Raw genomic sequence first — 18,699 nt, forward strand, 5'->3', positions numbered from 1 at the left:
CATCATTCAAGCGGCCTAGCATGCCAATATGAATCGCTTGCAGCATGGCGCGGCTGAATGCGTAGGGCGGTTCGCTGGCGAGCCGCCATGCGTGCGCGGCGGCATTGGCAAGCGTCGCCGGGCTGCATGCATGGCGGCTTCCGCTATGCGGAAACCGCCCTACGGATTTAACGGAACAGGAGAAATCATGCGACACCACCAGCAAGAGATACAGGCGGTCGGCACGGCGGCTGAACGGCAAGCCGGCGCGCTGACCCTGCTGACCCTCGCCGCCGGCTTTGTCATGGCGATGATCGACGTCACCGCCGTCAACACCGCGCTGTCCGACATCGCCACGGATTTGCATGTGCCGTTGTCCGGCCTGATCTGGGTGGTGGATGGCTATACGCTGACGTTTGCCTCGCTGCTGCTGGCCGGCGGGGCGCTGGGCGACCGTTATGGCGCAAAAAACGCTTATTTGGCCGGGCTCGGCGTTTTCCTGCTGGGCTCGGTGCTGTGCGCGCTGGCGCCGGGTGGCCTCAGCCTGACGGCGGCCCGCTTGCTGCAAGGGGCGGGCGCGGCGCTGTTCCTGCCCAGTTCACTGAGCTTGCTGACCCATGCCTTTGACGACGACAAGGTGCGCGCCCGCATGGTGGGCACCTGGTCGGCCATGGTGGCGACGGCGTCGGCGGCCGGGCCGCTGGTGGGCGGCATCCTGGTGCATGAATTCGGCTGGCGCAGCGTGTTCTGGGTCAACCTGCCGATCGGGTTGCTGGGCATCGTGCTGGCGCGGCGCCTGATCCGACCGGCGCCGCCGCAAGCGCGGCCGCTGTCGTTCGCCAGCCATGCGCTGGGCATGCTGGCGCTGGCCGGCCTGAGTTTCGTGCTGATCGAAGGTCCCGTGCTGGGCTGGCGCTCGGCGCCGGTGCTGGGCGCGCTGGCCGCCACGATCGCCGTGGCCATCACGCTGGTGCGGCGCGAGCGGCGCGCGGCCCACCCGTTGTTGCCGCGCGCCCTGTTTGCCACGCCCGCTTTTGCCGCCGTCAACGGGATCGGCTTCTTCATCAACCTCGGCGTGTTTGGCCAGTTATTCCTGCTCAGCCTGTATTTGCAGCAACGGGGCGCCGATGCGCTGCGGACGGGCTTGTCGCTGTTGCCGATGATGGCGGCCTTTATTGCCGGCAATTTCTCGGCTGGCCGGATCACGTCCCGGATCGGCATGCGCCTGCCCTTGCTGGCGGGCCTGGCCATCGGCGCGGCCATGGGACTGGTGTTGCTGGCATTGGCGTGGACCATGCCGGGCGCGCCCTTTGGCGTCATCCTGGCGGCGATCGTCGTGATGAACGTGGCGGTCGGCATCGCGATACCCGCCATGACGGCCAGTGTCATGCAGGTGGCCGGCAAGGCCCACGCCAACAGCGCGGCCGCCGCGCTCAATGCAAACCGGCAAATCGGCGCGCTGGTGGGCGTGGCGCTGATGGGGTCGCTATTACATGTGTTGCCGGACTGGCCGCTGCGGCTGCCGGCCGGCTTTGCCGTGGTGGCGCTGACGTTCGCGTGCGGGGCGACCCTGGCGTACCGCCATGTACATTTGCGCGCCTAAATTGGATTTTCCCGCTGTACACTGGCGTAGCGCTACCAAATGGTGTAGTGTGGAAACTTTCTTATTTTGCAAGATCGTCAAATGACCTCCGTTCCACTGCGACTCATTGCCGCCGCCGCCATGCTGGCGTGCACCCTGACCGGGCAAGCCGCCATCAACATGAACGACAAGGTGCCACCCGCGCCCGACGTCAAGACCGGTAAACTGGCCAATGGCCTGACCTATTACATCAAGCAAAACGGCAAGCCGGAAAAGCGGCTGGAACTGCGCCTGGTGGTGCGCGCCGGCTCCGTGCTGGAAGACGACGACCAGCAAGGCCTGGCGCACTTCGTGGAACACATGGCGTTCAACGGCACCACGCATTTCAAGCGCAACGAACTGATATCCTACCTGCAGTCGATCGGCGTGAAATTCGGCGCGGACCTCAATGCCTACACGGCGTTCGATGAAACCGTGTACATGCTGCCGATCCCGACCGACAAGAAGGAAAACGTGGAAACCGGCTTCCAGGTGCTGGAAGACTGGGCCCACGGCGTGAAATTCGAAGACGACGCCATCGATGGCGAACGCAATATTGTGCTGGAAGAATTGCGCGCCCGGGGCGGCGTTGAAAAGCGCATGCTGCAGGCGATCTTGCCGAAGATGCTGAACGGGTCGCGCTATGCGGAGCGCCTGCCGATCGGCAAGGAAGACGTGCTGAAACACTTCAAATACGATGCCGCCAAGCGCTTTTACCGCGACTGGTACCGCCCGGACCTGATGGCGGTGGTGGCGGTCGGCGACATCGATCCGGCCGAAGCGGAAAAGCTGATCCAGCGCCACTTCGCGCACTTGAAAAATCCCGCCCAGCCGCGTCCCCGCATGGTGACGGACATCCCGCCGCGCGCGCAGTCGGAATCGCTGGTGGTGACGGACAAGGAAGCCGCCTCCAATGCGGTGGCGATCCGCTACACGATCCGCAAGGACCGCAGCCGCGCCACCTTTGCCGACTACCGTGAAGACTTGTACGAAGCCATGGTCGGCTTCATGCTGGCGCAGCGCGTCAATGAATTGACGCAGCTGGCCGAGCCGCCGTTCATTGGCGGCCAGGCCGGCATGTCGCCCGTGATGACGGGTTACCGCACCTTCACGGCCATGGCGGTCCTGGGCAAGGGCGGCAGCAAGCCGGCCATCGATGCGCTGGTGCAGGAAGTCGAGCGGGCGCGCCGCTTCGGCTTCAGTGCGCAAGAACTGGAACGCACGAAAAAGACTTTCATGCGCTTCGTCGAGCGCGCCTACCAGGAGCGCGACAAGACCGATTCCGGCAACCACGTCAACAGCCTGATGGCCAGTTTCCTGACCGGGCGCGCGATCGATCCCGGCATCGTCAACGGCTATGCCTATGCCCAGGAACTGTTGCCGGCCGCGACCCTGGAAGACATCAACGCGCTGACCGCGAAATTATTGCCCTCGCATGAACAAATGCTGGTGATTTACCAGGGCAACGACAAGGCCGAACCGCCGGCGCCCAAGGACACGGAATTGCTGGCGCTGGCCGAAGCGGCGGAAAACCGCACGGTGAGCAAGCGCGAAGAAAAAGTGCTGGCCTCGAAATTGATGGAACCGCCGGCGAAGCCCGGCAAAATCGTCACGGAAGTGGTGGACAAGCCGCTCGGCACCACCGAACTGCGCCTGTCGAACGGCGTCCGGGTGGTGCTGAAGCCGACCGATTTCAAGAATGACCAGGTGCTGATGGCGGGCTTCCGTCCGGGCGGCCAGTCGCTGTATGGCGGCGATGACATGTTCAATGCCCGCTATGCCAGCAACATCGTGTCGAGCATGGGCGTGAAATTCGCGCCGGTCGACTTGCAGAAAATGCTGGCCGGGAAATCCGTGTCGGCCTCGTCGTGGGTTGGCGCGCTGGGCGAAGGCTTGCGCGGCGGTTCCGGCAGCGCCGACGTGGAAGCCATGCTGCAACTGGCGCACCTGGCGTTCACCCAGCCGCGCCGCGATGAAGACTTGTACCGCTCCTTCATCGGCAAGCAGCGCGACTTGGCGCGCACCTCGCTGTCGAACCCGGACGTGGTGTTCAACGACATGTCGATCGCGACCCTGTACAACAACGATCCGCGCGTGGCCCGTCCGGCCCGGGTGGAAGACTTCGACCATATCCAGCTGGACCGTGCGATGGAGATTTACCGCGAGCGCTTTGCCAGCGCGCGCGACTTCACGTTCGTGCTGGTCGGCAGCTTCGACCTGGCCGCCATGAAGCAGCTGGCGGCCACTTACCTCGGCAGCCTGCCGGTGACCGATGTGCCGGTCGCGTACAAGGATATCGGCGTGCGTCCGGTCAAGGGCGTGGTGAAAAAAGACGTGTTCAAGGGCGCGGAAAACAAGAGCCTGGTGACCCTGACCTTCACGGGCGAGGCGCCGTACTCGGAAGCGGCGTCGCTGAGCCAGACCGCGCTGACGGAAATCCTCAACATCAAGGTCACGGAAGTCTTGCGTGAAAAGCTGGGCCTGATTTACAGCGGCCACGTGGGGGCCTCGCTCAACAAGATGCCGTATGGCCACTACTCGGTGTCGGTGAGCTTGCCATGCGCGCCGGAAAACACCGGCAAGGTGGCTGACGCCATGCTGGGCCTGATCAAGACCATCCAGCAGCAGGGACCGGAAGCGGCGGACCTGGCCAAGGTCAAGGAAAACTGGTCGGTCAACCGCCGCCGCGCGCTGCGTGAAAACAGCTACTGGCTGAACCACCTGGACGGTTCCTATGCGAACGGACTGGACCCGGCCAAGATCCTGGACTTCGAGCAGCGCGCCGCGGCGCTGACGCCGGCCGACGTGCAGGCGGCCGCGAAGCGCTACTTTGACTTCGACAACTACGTGCAGATGACGCTGTACCCGGAAGCGAAGCAGGCCGCCAACTAAGCGCCCGCTGTAGCATCCAACCCGTAGGGCGGTAAGCCAACGGCTTGCCGCCATGCCGGCGTGACCGGCGCCACCGGCAGTACTGGCCTGCACGCAGGGCGGCTTTGTGAAAGCCGCCCTACGGAGTGATGCCCCGTCCCATCAGGCTGGCCGTCGGCCTGTCACTGTTCCGCCGCGTGGCACACCACGCACAGTTTATTTCCATCCGGATCGCGGAAGTACGCCCCGTAGTAATGGGCATGGTATTCGGGCCGCAGGCCCGGTACCCCCTCGCTGCTGCCGCCATGCGCCAGGGCGGCGGCGTAAGCCGCATCGACCGCCGAACGCGATGGCGCCTGCAGCGCCACCATCTGGCCATTCCCGCAAGCCGCTTCCCCCGCATAGGGTTTGCCCACGATGAACAGCGGGCGGGGCGCGTCGGCCGGCATCCACGCGGCCCACGGCCGCCCATCATCCTTGAACTTCTGCGGCAAGCCCAGGCACGCCAGCAAGGGCGCATAAAAAGCATAAGCCCGTTCGAAATCCCCGACCCCGACATAGACGTGCGACAGCATGGTTGTTTCCTTTTCAAAAAGGTGGCGTAAAATTCAATAAATATAACAAACGATAGACGGAGATCAGTATGCCCGAGGACAAGATGGCGGAGCCGGCCGCGCACGCGCCGCTGCGCACCATAGCGGAATTGCCGGGCCCGAAAGGCATTCCCATCCTGGGCAATGCGCGCCAGATCGAACCGAAGCAATTCCACCGCACGCTGGAAAAATGGGCGCGGTTGTATAACGGTACCTATAAATTCCGCGTCGCCAAGCGCCAGTTCATTGTCGTGTCCGACCTCGATGTGATTGCCGATATTCTGCGCGACCGTCCGGTGGCGTTCCGCCGCTCGTCGCGCACCGCGCGCATGCTGGAGGAAGCCGGCACCAAGGGGATGTTTACGGCGGAAGGCGAAGAATGGCGCCGCCAGCGCAAGCTGGGCATGCGCGCGCTGACGCCGGAAGTGGTGCACCGCTATTTCCCCAACCTCATCATGATGACGGAGCGCTTGCTGGCCCGCTGGAACACGGCGCTGGCGGCGGGACGCGAAGTCGATGTGCTGCGCGACCTGAAGGCGTACACGCTCGATGTGACGATCGGGCTGGCGATGGGGCAGGACATCAATACGCTGGAACACGAAGACAACCCGCTGCAGCGCGATATCGAATTCCTGTTCAGCATGGTGGCGCGCCGCTTGACGTCGCCGTTTGCCTACTGGCGCCTGTTCAAGCTGAAGGTCGACCGCGACGCCGATGCCGCGCACCAGCGCATCCATGGCGCCGTCACGGGTTTTATCGCGCAAACCCGGGCGCGCCTGGAGCAGGATCCCTCGCTGCGCACCCGCCCGTCGAACATGCTGGAAGCGCTGGTGGCCGCGCGCGACGAGCCGGACTCCGGCTTTACCGACGTGGAAGTGATCGGCAACGCCATCACGATGGTGTTCGCCGGAGAAGACACCACCTCCAACACGATAGCCTGGCTGTTGCACCTGCTGTCGCAAAACCCGTCAACCGCGCAGGTGGCGGGCGACGAAGCGGCCCGGCTGATGGGATGTGATACGGTGGTGCGCGACTACCGCCTGCTTGACAGTTTTGCCTATACCGATGCCGCCACGCGCGAAGCCATGCGCCTGAAACCCGTGGCGCCGTTCATGGCGGCGGAACCGAATGCCGATACCGTGGTCGATGGCGTCGCCACTCCGGCCGGCACGATTATTTTCCTGATGCTGCGCCATGCGGCGGACCGCGCCAGCGACTTCGACCACCCGGAACAGTTCGATCCGGCACGCTGGCTCACGGACAGCGGGCTGGAAGCGGCCAGCGATCCCGGCCGTAAATCCTTCCCGTTTGGCGGCGGCCCCCGTTTCTGCCCCGGACGCTACCTCGCGATGGCGGAAATCAAGATGGTGATGGCGATGATCTTGCGGAATTTCACCTTGTCGGTGAAACCGGGCGCGCCAGCGGTGGAAGAACGCTTCACGTTTACCATGACACCCAGCGCCTTGCCGCTGCTGCTGCATCCCCGCCCAGGACAATAGCCTGGCGCGTAAGTTTTATGCAACACCAGCGGTATTTTGCCGCTGGTAAATGATCGCGCGGCAATAAAAAACTGCTAGCCTTGCGCATTCGGCAAGCGCCGATCCTTATCATAAAATTCGCAGGGGACTTTTGCATGTTGAAGAAAATCGCCATCGGCATCGTTGCCGTCGTTGTCATCATCCTGGGCCTGGCGCTGACCCAGCCGAATTCCTATGCCGTCTCGCGCAGCATCGTCATCAAGGCGCCGGCAGAGAAAATCTATCCGCTGATCAGCGACTTCCACCAGTGGGGCGCCTGGTCGCCGTGGGAAAACCTGGACCCGAACATGAAGCGTACCTTCACGGGCGCCGCCAGTGGCGCGGGCGCGGTCTACAGCTGGGACGGCAATGACGCGGTGGGCGCGGGCCGCATGGAAATCACGGGCGCGCAGCCGCCGGCGAAAATCGATATCAAGCTGGACTTCCTGAAACCGATCGCCTCGCAAAACAGCACCGTGTTCGCGCTGCAGCCGCAGGCCGACGGCACCCAGGTGGTATGGACCATGTCCGGCCCCAGCTCGTTCATGACCAAGCTGATGGGCGTATTCGTGTCGATGGATAAGATGATCGGCCCGGATTTTGAAAAAGGCCTGGCCAGCATGAAAGCGGCGGCGGAAAAGTAAGCCAGCGCACAGACTTTGCGCAAAGTGCGTGCGATATTGCGGACAGGATTATACTGACCGCAAGTGCACGCACGGGGAGGCCCGCCATGAACGTTGTTACACGTATCGCGCTGACATGCGCCCTGGCTGCGACTGCCGCTGTCACCACCACCGGTTCGGCGGCCGCCCCGGTCCGCTCGGACCACCCGATTGTCGGCACCTGGCGCTTCGTGCTGCCGGACGGTTCCTGCCACGAAGTCTACCGCATGCGCGCCGACGGCACCGCGCTGATCACCAGCGCGGCGGAAGTGGTGGAAACCGAATTCGATATCGACGACCAGCCCGATGAAAACGGCTTTTACAAGGCGCTCGACAAGATCATCAAGGACAATGGCAAGCACGATTGCACGGGACAGATTTCCGAAGTCGGCCATTCCGTCTCGAGCTTCATCCTGTTCCACCCGTCCGGCAACATGTTCCTGATGTGTTTGCAGCGCAGCATGGAAGCGTGCCTGGGCCCATTCATCCGCGTCAAAGGCAGTGAAACCTGAGGTCAGCGCGCGTTTGCGTCGCGCCACGCGCCCGGGTTCATGCCGGCCCAGTCGCGGAACGCATGATTGAACGCGCTCTGTTCCTGGTAGCCCAGTAAAAACGCGATATCGACCAGCGACAACCCGGCCTGGCGCAAGTAATCCTGCGCCAGCGCATAGCGGGTCTGGTCCAGCACTTGCTGGAAATTGATGCCGGCGTCGGCCAGCTTGCGCTGCAAGGTGCGCGGCGACAGGCCCAGTTCTTCCGCCACCGGCGCCAGCCGCGCCTGGCCCTGCGCCAGCCCGCGCACAATCGCCGCCCGCACTTGCCCCGCAATGCCGGCGTCAAGCTGCGCGCGCTGTTTCAGCAATTGTTCGGCATGCTGTTGCAGCACGGGATACAGCAGCGGGTCGGCATTGGGCACCGGCCAAGACAGCAATTGCGCATCGAACGCCGCCACATTGGCGGGCGCGTTGAAATGGGGCAGGGCGCCGAACACCCGCACATATTCCCCGTGCAGCGCGGGATCGCCGCCATCGTGCATCAGCGCCAGGTCGGCCGCGGGCAGCGGCATGCCGGCCAGCCAGTTGCCGAACACGCGGATGCCGGCAAACACGCTGTCGGCCAGGTGGCGCGCCTCCCTGGGATAGCGGCTGTGCCAGGTGTAGCGGGCCATCGCGCCATCGACTTCCAGCGCGGAGCGGCCCAGGTCGTGCGCCAGCTGTTCATAACGCTGGGTCTGTTCCAGCGCATGGCCGAAATCGCGGCAACTGAGCAGCACCAGCCCGTACACGCTGTAGGTGCCCAGTTTCACCCGTTCCCCCACGTGCAGGCCGAAGTGATGGTCGTCGGTCAGGGTGGCGGCGATATCGAGCAGGCGCACGTAATCGTTGGCGGGCAGGATTTCCGGCAGCGGGTCCAGGCTGCCCGGCGCCAGGCCGGCCGCCAGTTCCAGCTCGCGCGCCGCCACGCCACGGGCGGCAGCCGCTTCCAGCAGTGGAAGCAGATAGGCGCCGGCCACGCGGCCTGCGCTGGCATAATCGAACAAGGCGGTTGTCATGAATGCGCAATACCCACGAAGCGAATGATTTTAATCTAGCCGTACTGACTGGCCAGGAGCGCCAGTATAGCAACTGGAGAATAAACAATGCGACGTTGGAATGGCTGGGGTGACGATACGATCAGTTTTGCGCTGGCGCCGGATGCGCTGGCTTTCCTGGCGCAACGCATCGGCGACGGACAGGGCGTCACCGACGCCAGCTTTGCCCAGGCCTGCGCCGGTGTCACCGCATCGCGGCTGCCGCCGCACCGCCTGGTCGATACCGGCGCGGAAGTGCGGGTGCGCCACGCGTTGGGCCAGAGCCTGCCGGACTGGCTGAAATTGCGCTATGGCCGCGTCGGCACGGTGCCGGACGGCGTGGCGTTCCCCGAAAGCGCGGAAGACGTGCGCGATTTGCTGCACTATGCGCAGCGCTACCGCGTCGCGCTGATCCCGCACGGCGGCGGTACCAGCGTGGCCGGCCACCTGACGGCGCCGGAGGGGACGCAGCCGGTGCTGACCGTCAGCACCACCCGCATGTGCCGTTTGCAGCACCTGGACCGCGAATCGCAGCTGGCGACGTTTGGCGCCGGCGTGTTCGGTCCCGACCTGGAAGCGCAATTGCGGGCCCATGGCTTTACGCTGGGCCACTTCCCGCAATCGTTTGAATATTCGACCCTGGGCGGCTGGATCGTGACCCGCTCGTCGGGCCAGCAATCGTTGCGTTATGGCCGCATCGAACAGCTGTTCGCCGGCGGCGCGGTTGAAACCCCGGCCGGCCGGCTGGACATCCCGACTTTCCCGGCCTCGGCGGCCGGCACCGACTTGCGTGAAATCGTGCTGGGTTCCGAAGGCCGCATGGGCATCCTGACCGAAGCCACGGTGCGCGTCACGCCGGCGCCGGAATATGAAGCATTCCACGCGGTGTTCTTCTCCGACTGGCAGCACGCCGAGCGGGCCGTGCGCGAACTGGCGCAGGCCAAACTGGGCCTGTCGATGCTGCGCCTGTCGAATGGCGTGGAAACCCAGACCATGCTGGCGCTGGCCGGCCACAAGAAACTGATCGGACTGCTCGAAGGGTACCTGTCGCTGCGCGGCTGCAGTGACGGAAAATGCATGCTGATGATCGGCGCCAGCGGCGCCAAGGCGGTGGCGCGCGGCGCGATGGCGCAAGCCTTGCGCCTGGCCCGCCAGCGCGGCGGCGTGCATATCGGCCGCAAGATGGGCGATAAATGGAAGCAAAACCGCTTCCGCAATGTCTATCTGCGCAACGCGGCATGGGAACACGGCTATGTGATCGACACGGTGGAAACCGCGGTGGACTGGCCGCGCGTGGAAACGACCATGCTGGCGGTGGAAGCGGCGGCCAAACAGGCGCTGGCGCAGCACGGCGAAATGGTGCACACCTACACCCACCTGTCGCACCTGTATGCGCAGGGCGCCAGCGTCTACACCACCTTCGTGTACCGGCTGGCCGGCGATTTCGAGGAAGACATGGCGCGCTGGCGCACCCTGAAAGGCGCTGTCAGCCGGGCCATCGTCGACTGCGGCGGCACCATCAGCCACCAGCACGGCGTGGGCAGCGACCATGCGCCTTACCTGCAGGCGGAAAAGGGCGCGGCGGGCATCGCCGCCATGGCGGCCATCTTCCGCCATTTCGACCCGCAGGGTGTCATGAACCCGGGCAAGCTGTTGCCGGAGACGTCGCCGCCGCAGGCGCAGGCGCCATCGCAAGGGATGGCCGCGTGAACTGGCATTCGTCGTTTGGCGCGGCGGCAAGCGTGCCCGAATCGCCGCATGGCGCCGCGCAGGCGCTGTGGCAGCCGGGCGGCCGTGCCGCGCTGGCCGAAGTGCTGGGACGGGACTGGGACGTGCTGGTCGTCGGCGGCGGCATCACGGGCGCCGGCATCTTGCTGGAAGCGGCGCGGCGCGGGCTGTCCGCCCTGCTGGTGGAACAGCGCGACTTTGCCTGGGGCACGTCGAGCCGTTCGTCGAAACTGGTCCATGGCGGCTTGCGCTACCTGAAGGAGGGGAAATTCGCCCTGACCCGCGAATCGGTGCATGAGCGCGAAGCGCTGCTGCGCGACGCGGCCGGCCTGGTGGTGCCGCAAGCGTTCGCGTTCGGCGACTACCCGGGCCGCAAGCCGGGCCGCACGGCGTTCTTGATCGGGCTGGCGCTGTATGACTTGATGGCCGGTAAGCGTTTGCGGCAGCGGCACTATGTGGGCCGCGAGGAATTCCTCGGGCTGGCGCCGAACATCGACCGCGAAGGGCTGCAGGGCGGCATGTGCTATGCCGACGCCAAGACCGACGATGCGCGCCTGGTGATGCGCGTGCTGCAGGAAGCGCAGGCGCTGGGCGGCGCGGCGATCAATTATGTCGCGGTGCAAAGCCTGCTGCGCACGGGCGGGCAGGGGCACGGCCAAGTGTGCGGCGCCCAGGTGCGGGATGAATTGAGCGGCGCCCAATACACGGTGCGGGCCAAGGTCGTGATCAGCGCCACCGGCGCCTGGGCCGACCGGCTGCGCGCCCCCACGGAACACGGCAATCCGCCGCGTGATGCTGTTGCCGCGCCGGGCCACAAGCCCGGCGCAGCCAACGGCCAACGCCTGCGGCCATTGCGGGGCAGCCACCTGGTGCTGCCACACTGGCGCCTGCCGCTGGCGCAGGCGGTCAGCCTGATGCATCCGGCGGACGGGCGCCCGGTGTTTGCCTTCCCGTGGGAAGGCGTCACCCTGGTCGGCACCACCGATGTCGACCACCGCGACGACATGGCCTTCGAAGCGGCCATCACGCGCGCCGAACTCGATTACCTGCTGGCCGCGCTGCGCAGCCAGTTTCCGCAACTGGAGCTGGGCGAAGCCGACATCGTCGCCACCTATGCCGGTGTGCGTCCCGTGATCGACAGCGGCCAGGCCGATCCGTCCAAGGAAACCCGCGAACACGCGCTGTGGCTGGAAGACGGCTTGCTGACCGTTACCGGCGGCAAGCTGACCACGTTCCGCGTGATCGCGCTCGATGCGCTGCGCAAGGCCGCGCCGCTGTTGCCGCTGTGGCGCGCCAGCCTCGATCCGCGCCCGGTGTTCAGCGTCCCGGCGCGCCTGCCGCACGTGAAAGGCTTGCCGGCGGGGCAGGGCGAACGCTTGCCGGGCCGCTATGGCGCATTGGCGGCCGACGTGATTGCCTGCGCCGAAGAGGGCGAACTGGCGGAAATTCCCGGCACCGCCAGCATCTGGGCGCAATTGCGCTGGGCGGCGCGGCACGAATCGGTGCAGCGGCTCGACGACTTGCTGCTGCGCCGTTTGCGCATCGGCTTGCAGCTGCGCGGCGGCGGCGACGCGATCCTGCCGCAGGTGCGCGCCATTTGCCAGCCGGAGCTGGGCTGGAACGACGCCCGCTGGGACGCCGAGCAGGCCGCGTACCTGGCGCTGTGGCGCAAGCATTACAGCGTGCCGCAACCATGACGCTGCGCGCGGCCGCGGCCGCGGCCGCGGCCGTGGTCGCGACATCGGCCGCGTACGCACATCCCCCTTATTCGCCGTATCATCACTGAAACCACCAACGAGACTTCGCATGTCCGGTCCCTACCTCCTTTCCATCGACAATGGCACCCAGAGCGTGCGCGCGCTGCTGTTTGACCTGGCCGGCAACCTGGTCGCCAAGACGCAGGTGCATTTGCAGGCCTATTACTCCGACCATCCCGGCTGGGCCGAGCATGACGCGGAAGGTTACTGGCGTGCGGTCGGCGTGGCGTGCCAGCGCTTGTGGGCGGAGCATCCGGACACCCGCGCCCATGTCAAGGGCGTGGCGGTCACCACCCAGCGCGGCACCGTCATCAATGTCGACAAGGACGGCAAACCGCTGCGGCCCGCCATCACGTGGCTGGACCAGCGCCGCACCGACGACGTGCCGCCGATCGGCCCGCTGTGGAAAGCCGCGTTCAAGTTGGCCGGGGTGGAGGGCACCATCAATTACTTCCGCCGCGAAGCGGAAATGAACTGGATCAAGTCGCACCAGCCGTCGATCTGGGACGCCACGCATAAAGTGCTGCTGCTGTCGGGCTACCTGAATTACAAGCTGTCCGGCCGCATGGCCGATTCCACCGGCTCGCAAGTGGCGTACATGCCGTTCGATTACAAGCGCCACCAGTGGGCGGGAAGCCGCGACTGGAAATGGCAGGCGCTGGCGGTGCGTCCCGAAATGCTGCCGGAATTGCTGGCGCCGGGCACCGTGATGGGCGCCGTGACGGCGGAAGCGGCGCGCGCGACCGGCATCCCGGAAGGCACGCCGCTGGTGGCGGCCGCCGCCGACAAGGCGTGCGAAGTGATCGGCGCCGGCTGCCTGGAGCCGCACATCGGCTGCCTCAGTTACGGCACCACGGCCACCATCAACACCACCAACACCAAATACCTCGAAGTCACGCCGTTCATCCCGCCGTATCCGGCGGCCATCCCCGGCGCCTACAGCACGGAAGTGCAGATCTTCCGTGGCTTCTGGATGGTCAACTGGTTCAAGGAACAGTTTGGCGACCGCGAACAGGCGGTGGCGATGGAAACCGGCGAAGCGCCGGAAGCACTGTTCGACCGCCTGGTCAACGCGGTGCCGCCCGGTTCGATGGGCCTGATGCTGCAACCGTACTGGAGCCCGGGCATCAAGGTGCCGGGGCCGGAAGCGAAGGGCGCGATGATCGGTTTTGGCGACGTGCATACGCGGGCGCACATGTACCGCGCGATCCTCGAAGGCCTGGCCTATGCGCTGCGCGAGGGGAAAGAACGGATAGAAAAGCGCGGCGGCGTGCCGATCACGGAATTGCGCATTGCCGGCGGCGGCTCGCAAAGCGACGCGGCCATGCAATTGTCGGCCGATATCTTCGGCCTGCCGGCGGCGCGCGCGCACGTGTATGAAACCTCGGGACTGGGCGCCGCGATCGCCGTGGCGGCCGGCCTGGGCCTGCATGCGGATTTCGCCACCGCGATCCGCGCCATGACGCGTCCGGGCCGGGTGTTCCAGCCCAACCTTGACGCGACCCGCATCTATGAACAGTTGTACCAGCGCGTGTACCTGAAGATGTACAAGCGCTTGCAGCCGATGTATGCGGAAATCGCCGATATCACCGGGTATCCGGAGCGCTGCTGAGGCCGCTGCTGATAAATTAGTCAGGAAAACTTTATTGTTTAAAAACAGTGACTTAGCGTGTGGAGTGCAGGCTTCTTAACAACCTTGTCCACAGAAACTGTTAACAATTCTTAAGGTTGACAGGGGATGACGGAAAGCGCCCGCTGTGCATAAGTCCAACTGATTAAAATTCAATCAGCATAAGTTTTTCTTTTAAATACAATGACTTGGGTGTTTTGGGAGGGGCTTGTTAACATACTTGTCCACAGAATTTGTTAACAAGCCTGGCTCAGTGGCTGGCCAGCGCCGAGATGTCCACCGTGCCCATGGCGGCCGGGCTGGCGCGGCTTGAGCGTACCTGGTTGCGGCCGTTTTCCTTGGCCACGTACATGGCGCGGTCGGCGGCAATGAACAGCGCTTCCACGTTTTCCATCTGGTGCGGGTGGACGGTGGACACGCCCACGCTGACTGTGATCCAGGGCGAGGTGATGGAGCGGGGGTGCGGCAATTGCAGCGCTTCGACGTGGTTGCGGATCGACTCGGCCAGGGCAAAGCCGGCATCGGCATCGGTTTCCGCAAACAGCAGCACGAATTCTTCCCCGCCATAGCGGGCCGCCAGGTCGGTGGCGCGCAGCGCGTGGGCATTGATGGCTTGCGCCACCTGCTGCAGGCAAATGTCGCCCGCCGCGTGGCCCAGGCTGTCGTTGTACAGCTTGAAGTGATCGACGTCGAGCACCACCAGCGACAGCGGCGAACCGCTGCGGATGGCGCGCTGCCATTCCTTTTCCAGGAAGGTGTCGAAGTGGCGGCGGTTGGCGATCTTGGTCAGCGGATCCACCATGGCGGCGCGGTGCAGCGCATCTTCGGACATCTTGTGGTGCGTGATGTCGTGCAGCAGGCCGATGAACAGCGGCTGGCGCGAATACATTGGCGTCAGGGTCAGGTCCATGCAGACCGACGTGCCCTGGCGGTGCCGGATGATGACTTCGCGGGTGCCATGGCTGTGGGCGGTTTCCGGATTGGCCGCGTAGCGGGCAAAGTAATCGAGGTATTCCTGCGCCACCAGCGGGTTGAGCAAATCGTCCAGCGTCTTGCCGGCCAGTTCGCCTTCCTTGTAGCCCAGGAACTGGTCGCAGGCGGGATTGGTGAATTGCACGCGGCCGCTGGGTTCAATGATCAGCAAGCCCTCGGCCATGCTGTTGACGATGGTGCGCAACCGTTCCGCCTGCTCTTGCTGGGTTTCCGTGCGGTTGCGGATTTGCAGTTGCGCGCGCACGCGGGCGCATACTTCGGCCATGCGCAGCGGCTTGCCGATGTAATCGACCGCGCCCGTATCAAAGCCCGCCACCACGTCTTCCGTCTCGGTGCGGGCGCTCATGAAGATGATCGGGATATGCTGTGTCAGCGCATGCGCTTTCAGCTGGCGGCACGTTTCCAGTCCATCGATGCCGGGCATCACCACATCGAGCAGGATGAGGTCGGGATGGACCCGTTTTGCAATTTGTACGGCCCGTTCACCCGATGTGGCGACATAGGTTTGATAACCCTGTTCCACCATCAGCTTGCGCAAGACACTGAGACTGGCCGGCGCGTCGTCGACAATCAGGATTGCGGCTTCACGCCGCGGCACGTAGCTGGCACCGCCTGTAATCATTGCGTCTCACTGGGGTCGAAGTGACTGTCTGTCCAAATCATACCGCCTGCCAAACGCAATTTGTAAAAAAACATTCCTGATAGCATCGCGATAACACGCGAATTTCGCAGATGTGTCGAACGAATGCGAAGTTACTGCTAAAAACACTGTAATCGTTGGTAGTTGTGCTAAATGGCAAAACTACAGTCGTTGCAAATTGGCAACGAGATTGTATGCAATGGGGGATTAAAGTTGTTCAGGACAGACAAGCCGTGCCGGCCCGTCTGTCCGCGAGCCGATTACAGTTTGGATGCGATCAGCTTGCCGAGGATTTCAATGCCGGCGCGGATGCGTTCCGGCGGCACGGTCACGAACGACAGGCGCAGGGTGTGGGTTTCCGGCGCGTTGGCATAGAACGGCGAACCCGGCACGAAAGCCACCTTGTTCTTGATGGCTTCGTCCAGCAGAGCCATCGCGTCGATGTGTTTCGGCAGGGTGACCCAGATGAACATGCCGCCTTCCGGACGGGTCCACGTCACCTGTTTCGGGAAATGCTGGTCCATCGCGTCGAGCATCACCTGGCACTGGTCGCCGTACAGCTGGCGGATCGTCGGAATGTGTTGATCCAGGAAGCCTTCCTTGACGACATGGTGCACCACCATTTGCGTCAGCTGCGAAGTGTGCAGGTCGGACGCCTGTTTCGCCAGTTCCAGGCGGCGGATCAGGCCCAGCGGCGCCACCACGTAGCCGAGGCGGATGCCCGGCGTCAGCACTTTCGAGAACGACCCCATGTAGATCACGCCGTCCGGGTTCATGGCCACCATCTTCGGCAGCGGTGCTCCGTTGTAGCTCAGCGCGCCATACGGATCATCTTCGATCAGCGGCAGGCCCAGGCGGGCGCAGGTTTCCACCAGCTGGTGGCGGCGCTCCAGCGACAGGGTGCGGCCGGTCGGGTTCTGGAAATTCGGCAAGGCGTACAGCAGGCGGGCGCCTTGCGCCACGCGGTCCAGCGATTCCGGCACCAGGCCGTGCTCGTCGGTGTCCACGGACACGAAGTCCGGACGGTACACCGAGAACGCTTGCAGCGCGCCCAGGTAGGACGGGGTTTCCACCAGCACTTTGCTGCCTTCATCGATCAGCACCTTGCCCAGCAAGTCCAGCGCCTGCTGCGAACCCGACACCATCAGCACCTGTTCCGGCACAATCTTCGCGCCGCCTTCGGACAGGCGGTCGGCGATCCACTGGCGCAGCGGCAGGTAGCCGTCGGTCGGGCCATATTGCAGCGCGACTTTGCCGGAATCGGTCAGCACCTTGTCGAAGGCTTCCTTCATCACGTCCACCGGGAAGGTGGCGGGCGATGGCAGGCCGCCGGCAAACGAAATGATTTCCGGTTGCTGGGTGATCTTCAGGATCTCGCGGATAAACGAGCTCTGCAGCTGGGCCGCGCGTTCGGAAAAGCGCCACTGGATGGGGTTCGGGTTCTCGATTTTCATGTTGGTCTCTTCTATTAACTAGGCACGCTTGTGGCGGCCGATGTGGTCGGTGCTGGATAAGCGCCGCCGTGTCTGTTGTAGGGCGGTTTTGCGACAGCAAAGCCGCCATGCCAGCATTTCGATGCTCCCGGCGCTGGCGGTTACGCACGCATGGCGGCTTCCGCTACGCGGAAACCGCCCTACGGTATCAGGCGATCTCTGCAATCATTTCAATTTCAACGCACGCGCCCAGCGGAACTTGCGCCACGCCGAAGGCGGCGCGGGCATGTTTGCCCGCATCGCCGAAGACTTCGCCGATCAGTTCCGACGCGCCATTGGTCACCAGGTGATGGTCGGTGTAGTCCGCGGTCGAGTTGACCAGGCTGGTCAGCTTGACGATGCGCTTGACGCGGGTCAGGTCGCCTTCGCAGGCGGCCTGCAGGGTGCCGATCATGGCAATGGCCACGCCGCGCGCCGCTTGCGCGCCTTCTTCGGTGCTGATGTTCTTGCCCAGCTGGCCGGCCCAGACCGTGCCGTCCGGCTTCTTGGCGATATGGCCGGACAGGTACACCAGGTTGCCGGTCTGTACGTACATGACGTAGGCGGCGACAGGGGCGGCAGGGGCGGTCAAGGTGATATCCAGCGCTTTGAGTTTTTCGTATACAGACATGGTCATTCCTGTGAAGTGTTAAATCCGGGAAGCCGATATTGTACGTCTTTCTATGCCTGTATCCGCGTCCGCCGGCCCGTAGCAACTACGGAAATTACCGCCAAAGCAAACAGAATATTGCTCAAACTGATGGTTTCACTTAAAAGTAATGCCGCGCCGGCCATGCTGAGGAACGGTTGCAACAACTGCACCTGGCCCACCCGCGCCACGCCGCCCAGCGCCATGCCGCGGTACCAGAAAAAGAAGCCGATATACATGGAAAACACGGAGATGTAGGCAAACCCGGCCCACGGTTTCCAGCCGGCGGTGGCAATCGCCGCGCCATCCACCCACACCAGCCAGGCCACCATCGGCGCCACCAGCGGCAGCGACAGCAGCAGCGCCCAGCTGATCACTTGTTCGCCGCCCAGGGTTTTCGCCAGCTTGCCGCCTTCGGCATAACCCGCCGCGCCCAGCAGCACGGCGGCAAACACGGCGATATCGGCCAGGTGGAACGCGCCGCCCGATTGCAGCAGGGCAAAGCCCGCCACCAGCGCGGTGCCGGTGGCCGCCATCAGCCAGAACGCGGGCGACGGTTTTTCATGGCCGCGCAGCGCCGCGTAGGCGGCGGTGGCCAGCGGCAGCATGCCGACCAGCACCGCGCCATGCGAGGCCGGCAGCGAGCGCATCGCCCATGACGTCAGCCACGGAAAGCCCACCACGCAGCCAAGCGCAACCCAGGCCAGCGGCCGCCATGCGGTGCGCGGCGGCCATGGCGCCTTGTTCCACGCCAGCCACGCGCCGGCCAGCACGGCGGCGGCCAGGGCCCGGCCCAGCGCGACGAACGCGGGATCGAAGCCAGCCACCGCCATGCGGGTGAACGGCAACGTCAGGCTGAAAATCACGACCCCGGCCAGGCCCAGCAGCATGCCGGTGGTTTCATCCCTGAGGCGGGGAGCGCGGTGCGCGGTGGTGGCGATCGTCGGGTGCATGGTCTGCTTTCTGTGGAACGGGAATGGGCCTATACTAGAAGAAATAACCAATACAGTGCCAATA

General features: G+C 64.4%; 14 protein-coding genes. 8 read left to right on the forward strand and 6 right to left on the reverse strand.

The window, feature by feature from the left end:
- The first annotated feature begins 187 nt into the window (after nt 1-187).
- Both AC1RRC_RS21895 and AC1RRC_RS21900 read left to right on the forward strand, forming a co-directional pair.
- A complete protein-coding gene (locus AC1RRC_RS21895; RefSeq protein WP_493057638.1) occupies nt 188-1,582 on the forward strand; it encodes an MFS transporter in 1,395 nt (464 codons plus the stop codon).
- A gap of 81 nt (nt 1,583-1,663) precedes the next feature.
- Complete coding sequence (locus AC1RRC_RS21900; protein ID WP_493057639.1) at nt 1,664-4,492, forward strand: M16 family metallopeptidase; 2,829 nt, start codon at nt 1,664-1,666, stop codon at nt 4,490-4,492.
- Between the two features lie 161 nt (nt 4,493-4,653).
- Here AC1RRC_RS21900 and AC1RRC_RS21905 read toward each other — a convergent pair whose 3' ends face one another.
- Entirely contained in the window at nt 4,654-5,046 is a 393-nt protein-coding gene (locus AC1RRC_RS21905; RefSeq protein ID WP_493057640.1) for a VOC family protein, read from the reverse strand.
- Nucleotides 5,047-5,114: 68 nt separating this feature from the next.
- On the opposite strand from AC1RRC_RS21905, the gene AC1RRC_RS21910 reads away from it, so the two are divergent.
- The 3 genes from AC1RRC_RS21910 to AC1RRC_RS21920 all read left to right on the forward strand — a co-directional run bounded on the left by AC1RRC_RS21910 (nt 5,115) and on the right by AC1RRC_RS21920 (nt 7,755).
- Entirely contained in the window at nt 5,115-6,563 is a 1,449-nt protein-coding gene (locus AC1RRC_RS21910; RefSeq protein WP_493057641.1) for a cytochrome P450, read from the forward strand.
- A 134-nt stretch (nt 6,564-6,697) separates the two neighbouring features.
- Nucleotides 6,698-7,225, forward strand: coding sequence for an SRPBCC family protein (locus AC1RRC_RS21915; protein ID WP_493057642.1), 528 nt, complete (start codon nt 6,698-6,700; stop codon nt 7,223-7,225).
- 86 nt (nt 7,226-7,311) lie between these two features.
- Complete coding sequence (locus AC1RRC_RS21920; protein ID WP_493057643.1) at nt 7,312-7,755, forward strand: hypothetical protein; 444 nt, start codon at nt 7,312-7,314, stop codon at nt 7,753-7,755.
- Nucleotides 7,756-7,757: 2 nt separating this feature from the next.
- Here the strand turns inward: AC1RRC_RS21920 and AC1RRC_RS21925 are convergent, their stop codons facing one another.
- Nucleotides 7,758-8,795: an AraC family transcriptional regulator gene (locus AC1RRC_RS21925; RefSeq protein ID WP_493057644.1), complete on the reverse strand. Its 1,038-nt coding sequence runs from the start codon at nt 8,793-8,795 to the stop codon at nt 7,758-7,760.
- 87 nt (nt 8,796-8,882) lie between these two features.
- Here AC1RRC_RS21925 and AC1RRC_RS21930 point away from each other — a divergent pair, with 87 nt between their 5' ends.
- The 3 genes from AC1RRC_RS21930 (at nt 8,883) to AC1RRC_RS21940 (ending at nt 13,910) form a co-directional block, all read left to right on the forward strand.
- Entirely contained in the window at nt 8,883-10,523 is a 1,641-nt protein-coding gene (locus AC1RRC_RS21930) for an FAD-binding oxidoreductase (protein ID WP_493057645.1), read from the forward strand.
- Nucleotides 10,524-10,588: 65 nt separating this feature from the next.
- Nucleotides 10,589-12,238 carry a glycerol-3-phosphate dehydrogenase/oxidase gene (locus tag AC1RRC_RS21935; RefSeq protein WP_493057697.1) on the forward strand — a complete coding sequence of 550 codons (1,650 nt, stop codon included), beginning with the start codon at nt 10,589-10,591 and terminating at the stop codon, nt 12,236-12,238.
- Between the two features lie 109 nt (nt 12,239-12,347).
- The gene (locus AC1RRC_RS21940; RefSeq protein WP_493057646.1) at nt 12,348-13,910 is read left to right on the forward strand and encodes an FGGY-family carbohydrate kinase; all 1,563 of its coding nucleotides are present in this window, start codon (nt 12,348-12,350) and stop codon (nt 13,908-13,910) included.
- 268 nt (nt 13,911-14,178) lie between these two features.
- On the opposite strand, the gene AC1RRC_RS21945 is transcribed toward AC1RRC_RS21940, so the two are convergent.
- The 4 genes from AC1RRC_RS21945 to AC1RRC_RS21960 form a co-directional block, all read right to left on the reverse strand.
- Nucleotides 14,179-15,543, reverse strand: a complete 1,365-nt coding sequence (locus AC1RRC_RS21945) for a diguanylate cyclase (protein WP_493057647.1) — start codon at nt 15,541-15,543, stop codon at nt 14,179-14,181.
- Nucleotides 15,544-15,821: 278 nt separating this feature from the next.
- Nucleotides 15,822-17,015 carry an aminotransferase-like domain-containing protein gene (locus AC1RRC_RS21950; RefSeq protein ID WP_493057648.1) on the reverse strand — a complete coding sequence of 398 codons (1,194 nt, stop codon included), beginning with the start codon at nt 17,013-17,015 and terminating at the stop codon, nt 15,822-15,824.
- 187 nt (nt 17,016-17,202) lie between these two features.
- Nucleotides 17,203-17,664 carry a RidA family protein gene (locus AC1RRC_RS21955; protein WP_493057649.1) on the reverse strand — a complete coding sequence of 154 codons (462 nt, stop codon included), beginning with the start codon at nt 17,662-17,664 and terminating at the stop codon, nt 17,203-17,205.
- A 50-nt stretch (nt 17,665-17,714) separates the two neighbouring features.
- Nucleotides 17,715-18,635 (reverse strand): DMT family transporter, encoded by a 921-nt coding sequence (locus AC1RRC_RS21960; RefSeq protein WP_493057650.1) that lies wholly within the window; start codon nt 18,633-18,635, stop codon nt 17,715-17,717.
- Nucleotides 18,636-18,699 lie beyond the last annotated feature (64 nt).

It is taken from the genome of Pseudoduganella sp. GW821-FHT12E03, from assembly GCF_058807115.1.

Excerpts from the sequence above, each read along its gene's own strand:
- AC1RRC_RS21920 (WP_493057643.1), top strand. The coding sequence starts at position 7,312 with ATGAACGTTGTTACACGTATCGCGCTGACATGCGCCCTGGCTGCGACT.
- AC1RRC_RS21915 (WP_493057642.1), top strand. The coding sequence starts at position 6,698 with ATGTTGAAGAAAATCGCCATCGGCATCGTTGCCGTCGTTGTCATCATC.
- AC1RRC_RS21905 (WP_493057640.1), bottom strand. The coding sequence starts at position 5,046 with ATGCTGTCGCACGTCTATGTCGGGGTCGGGGATTTCGAACGGGCTTAT.
- AC1RRC_RS21940 (WP_493057646.1), top strand. The coding sequence starts at position 12,348 with ATGTCCGGTCCCTACCTCCTTTCCATCGACAATGGCACCCAGAGCGTG.
- AC1RRC_RS21900 (WP_493057639.1), top strand. The coding sequence starts at position 1,664 with ATGACCTCCGTTCCACTGCGACTCATTGCCGCCGCCGCCATGCTGGCG.
- AC1RRC_RS21950 (WP_493057648.1), bottom strand. The coding sequence starts at position 17,015 with ATGAAAATCGAGAACCCGAACCCCATCCAGTGGCGCTTTTCCGAACGC.
- AC1RRC_RS21955 (WP_493057649.1), bottom strand. The coding sequence starts at position 17,664 with ATGTCTGTATACGAAAAACTCAAAGCGCTGGATATCACCTTGACCGCC.
- AC1RRC_RS21910 (WP_493057641.1), top strand. The coding sequence starts at position 5,115 with ATGCCCGAGGACAAGATGGCGGAGCCGGCCGCGCACGCGCCGCTGCGC.
- AC1RRC_RS21945 (WP_493057647.1), bottom strand. The coding sequence starts at position 15,543 with ATGATTACAGGCGGTGCCAGCTACGTGCCGCGGCGTGAAGCCGCAATC.
- AC1RRC_RS21930 (WP_493057645.1), top strand. The coding sequence starts at position 8,883 with ATGCGACGTTGGAATGGCTGGGGTGACGATACGATCAGTTTTGCGCTG.
- AC1RRC_RS21895 (WP_493057638.1), top strand. The coding sequence starts at position 188 with ATGCGACACCACCAGCAAGAGATACAGGCGGTCGGCACGGCGGCTGAA.
- AC1RRC_RS21960 (WP_493057650.1), bottom strand. The coding sequence starts at position 18,635 with ATGCACCCGACGATCGCCACCACCGCGCACCGCGCTCCCCGCCTCAGG.
- AC1RRC_RS21925 (WP_493057644.1), bottom strand. The coding sequence starts at position 8,795 with ATGACAACCGCCTTGTTCGATTATGCCAGCGCAGGCCGCGTGGCCGGC.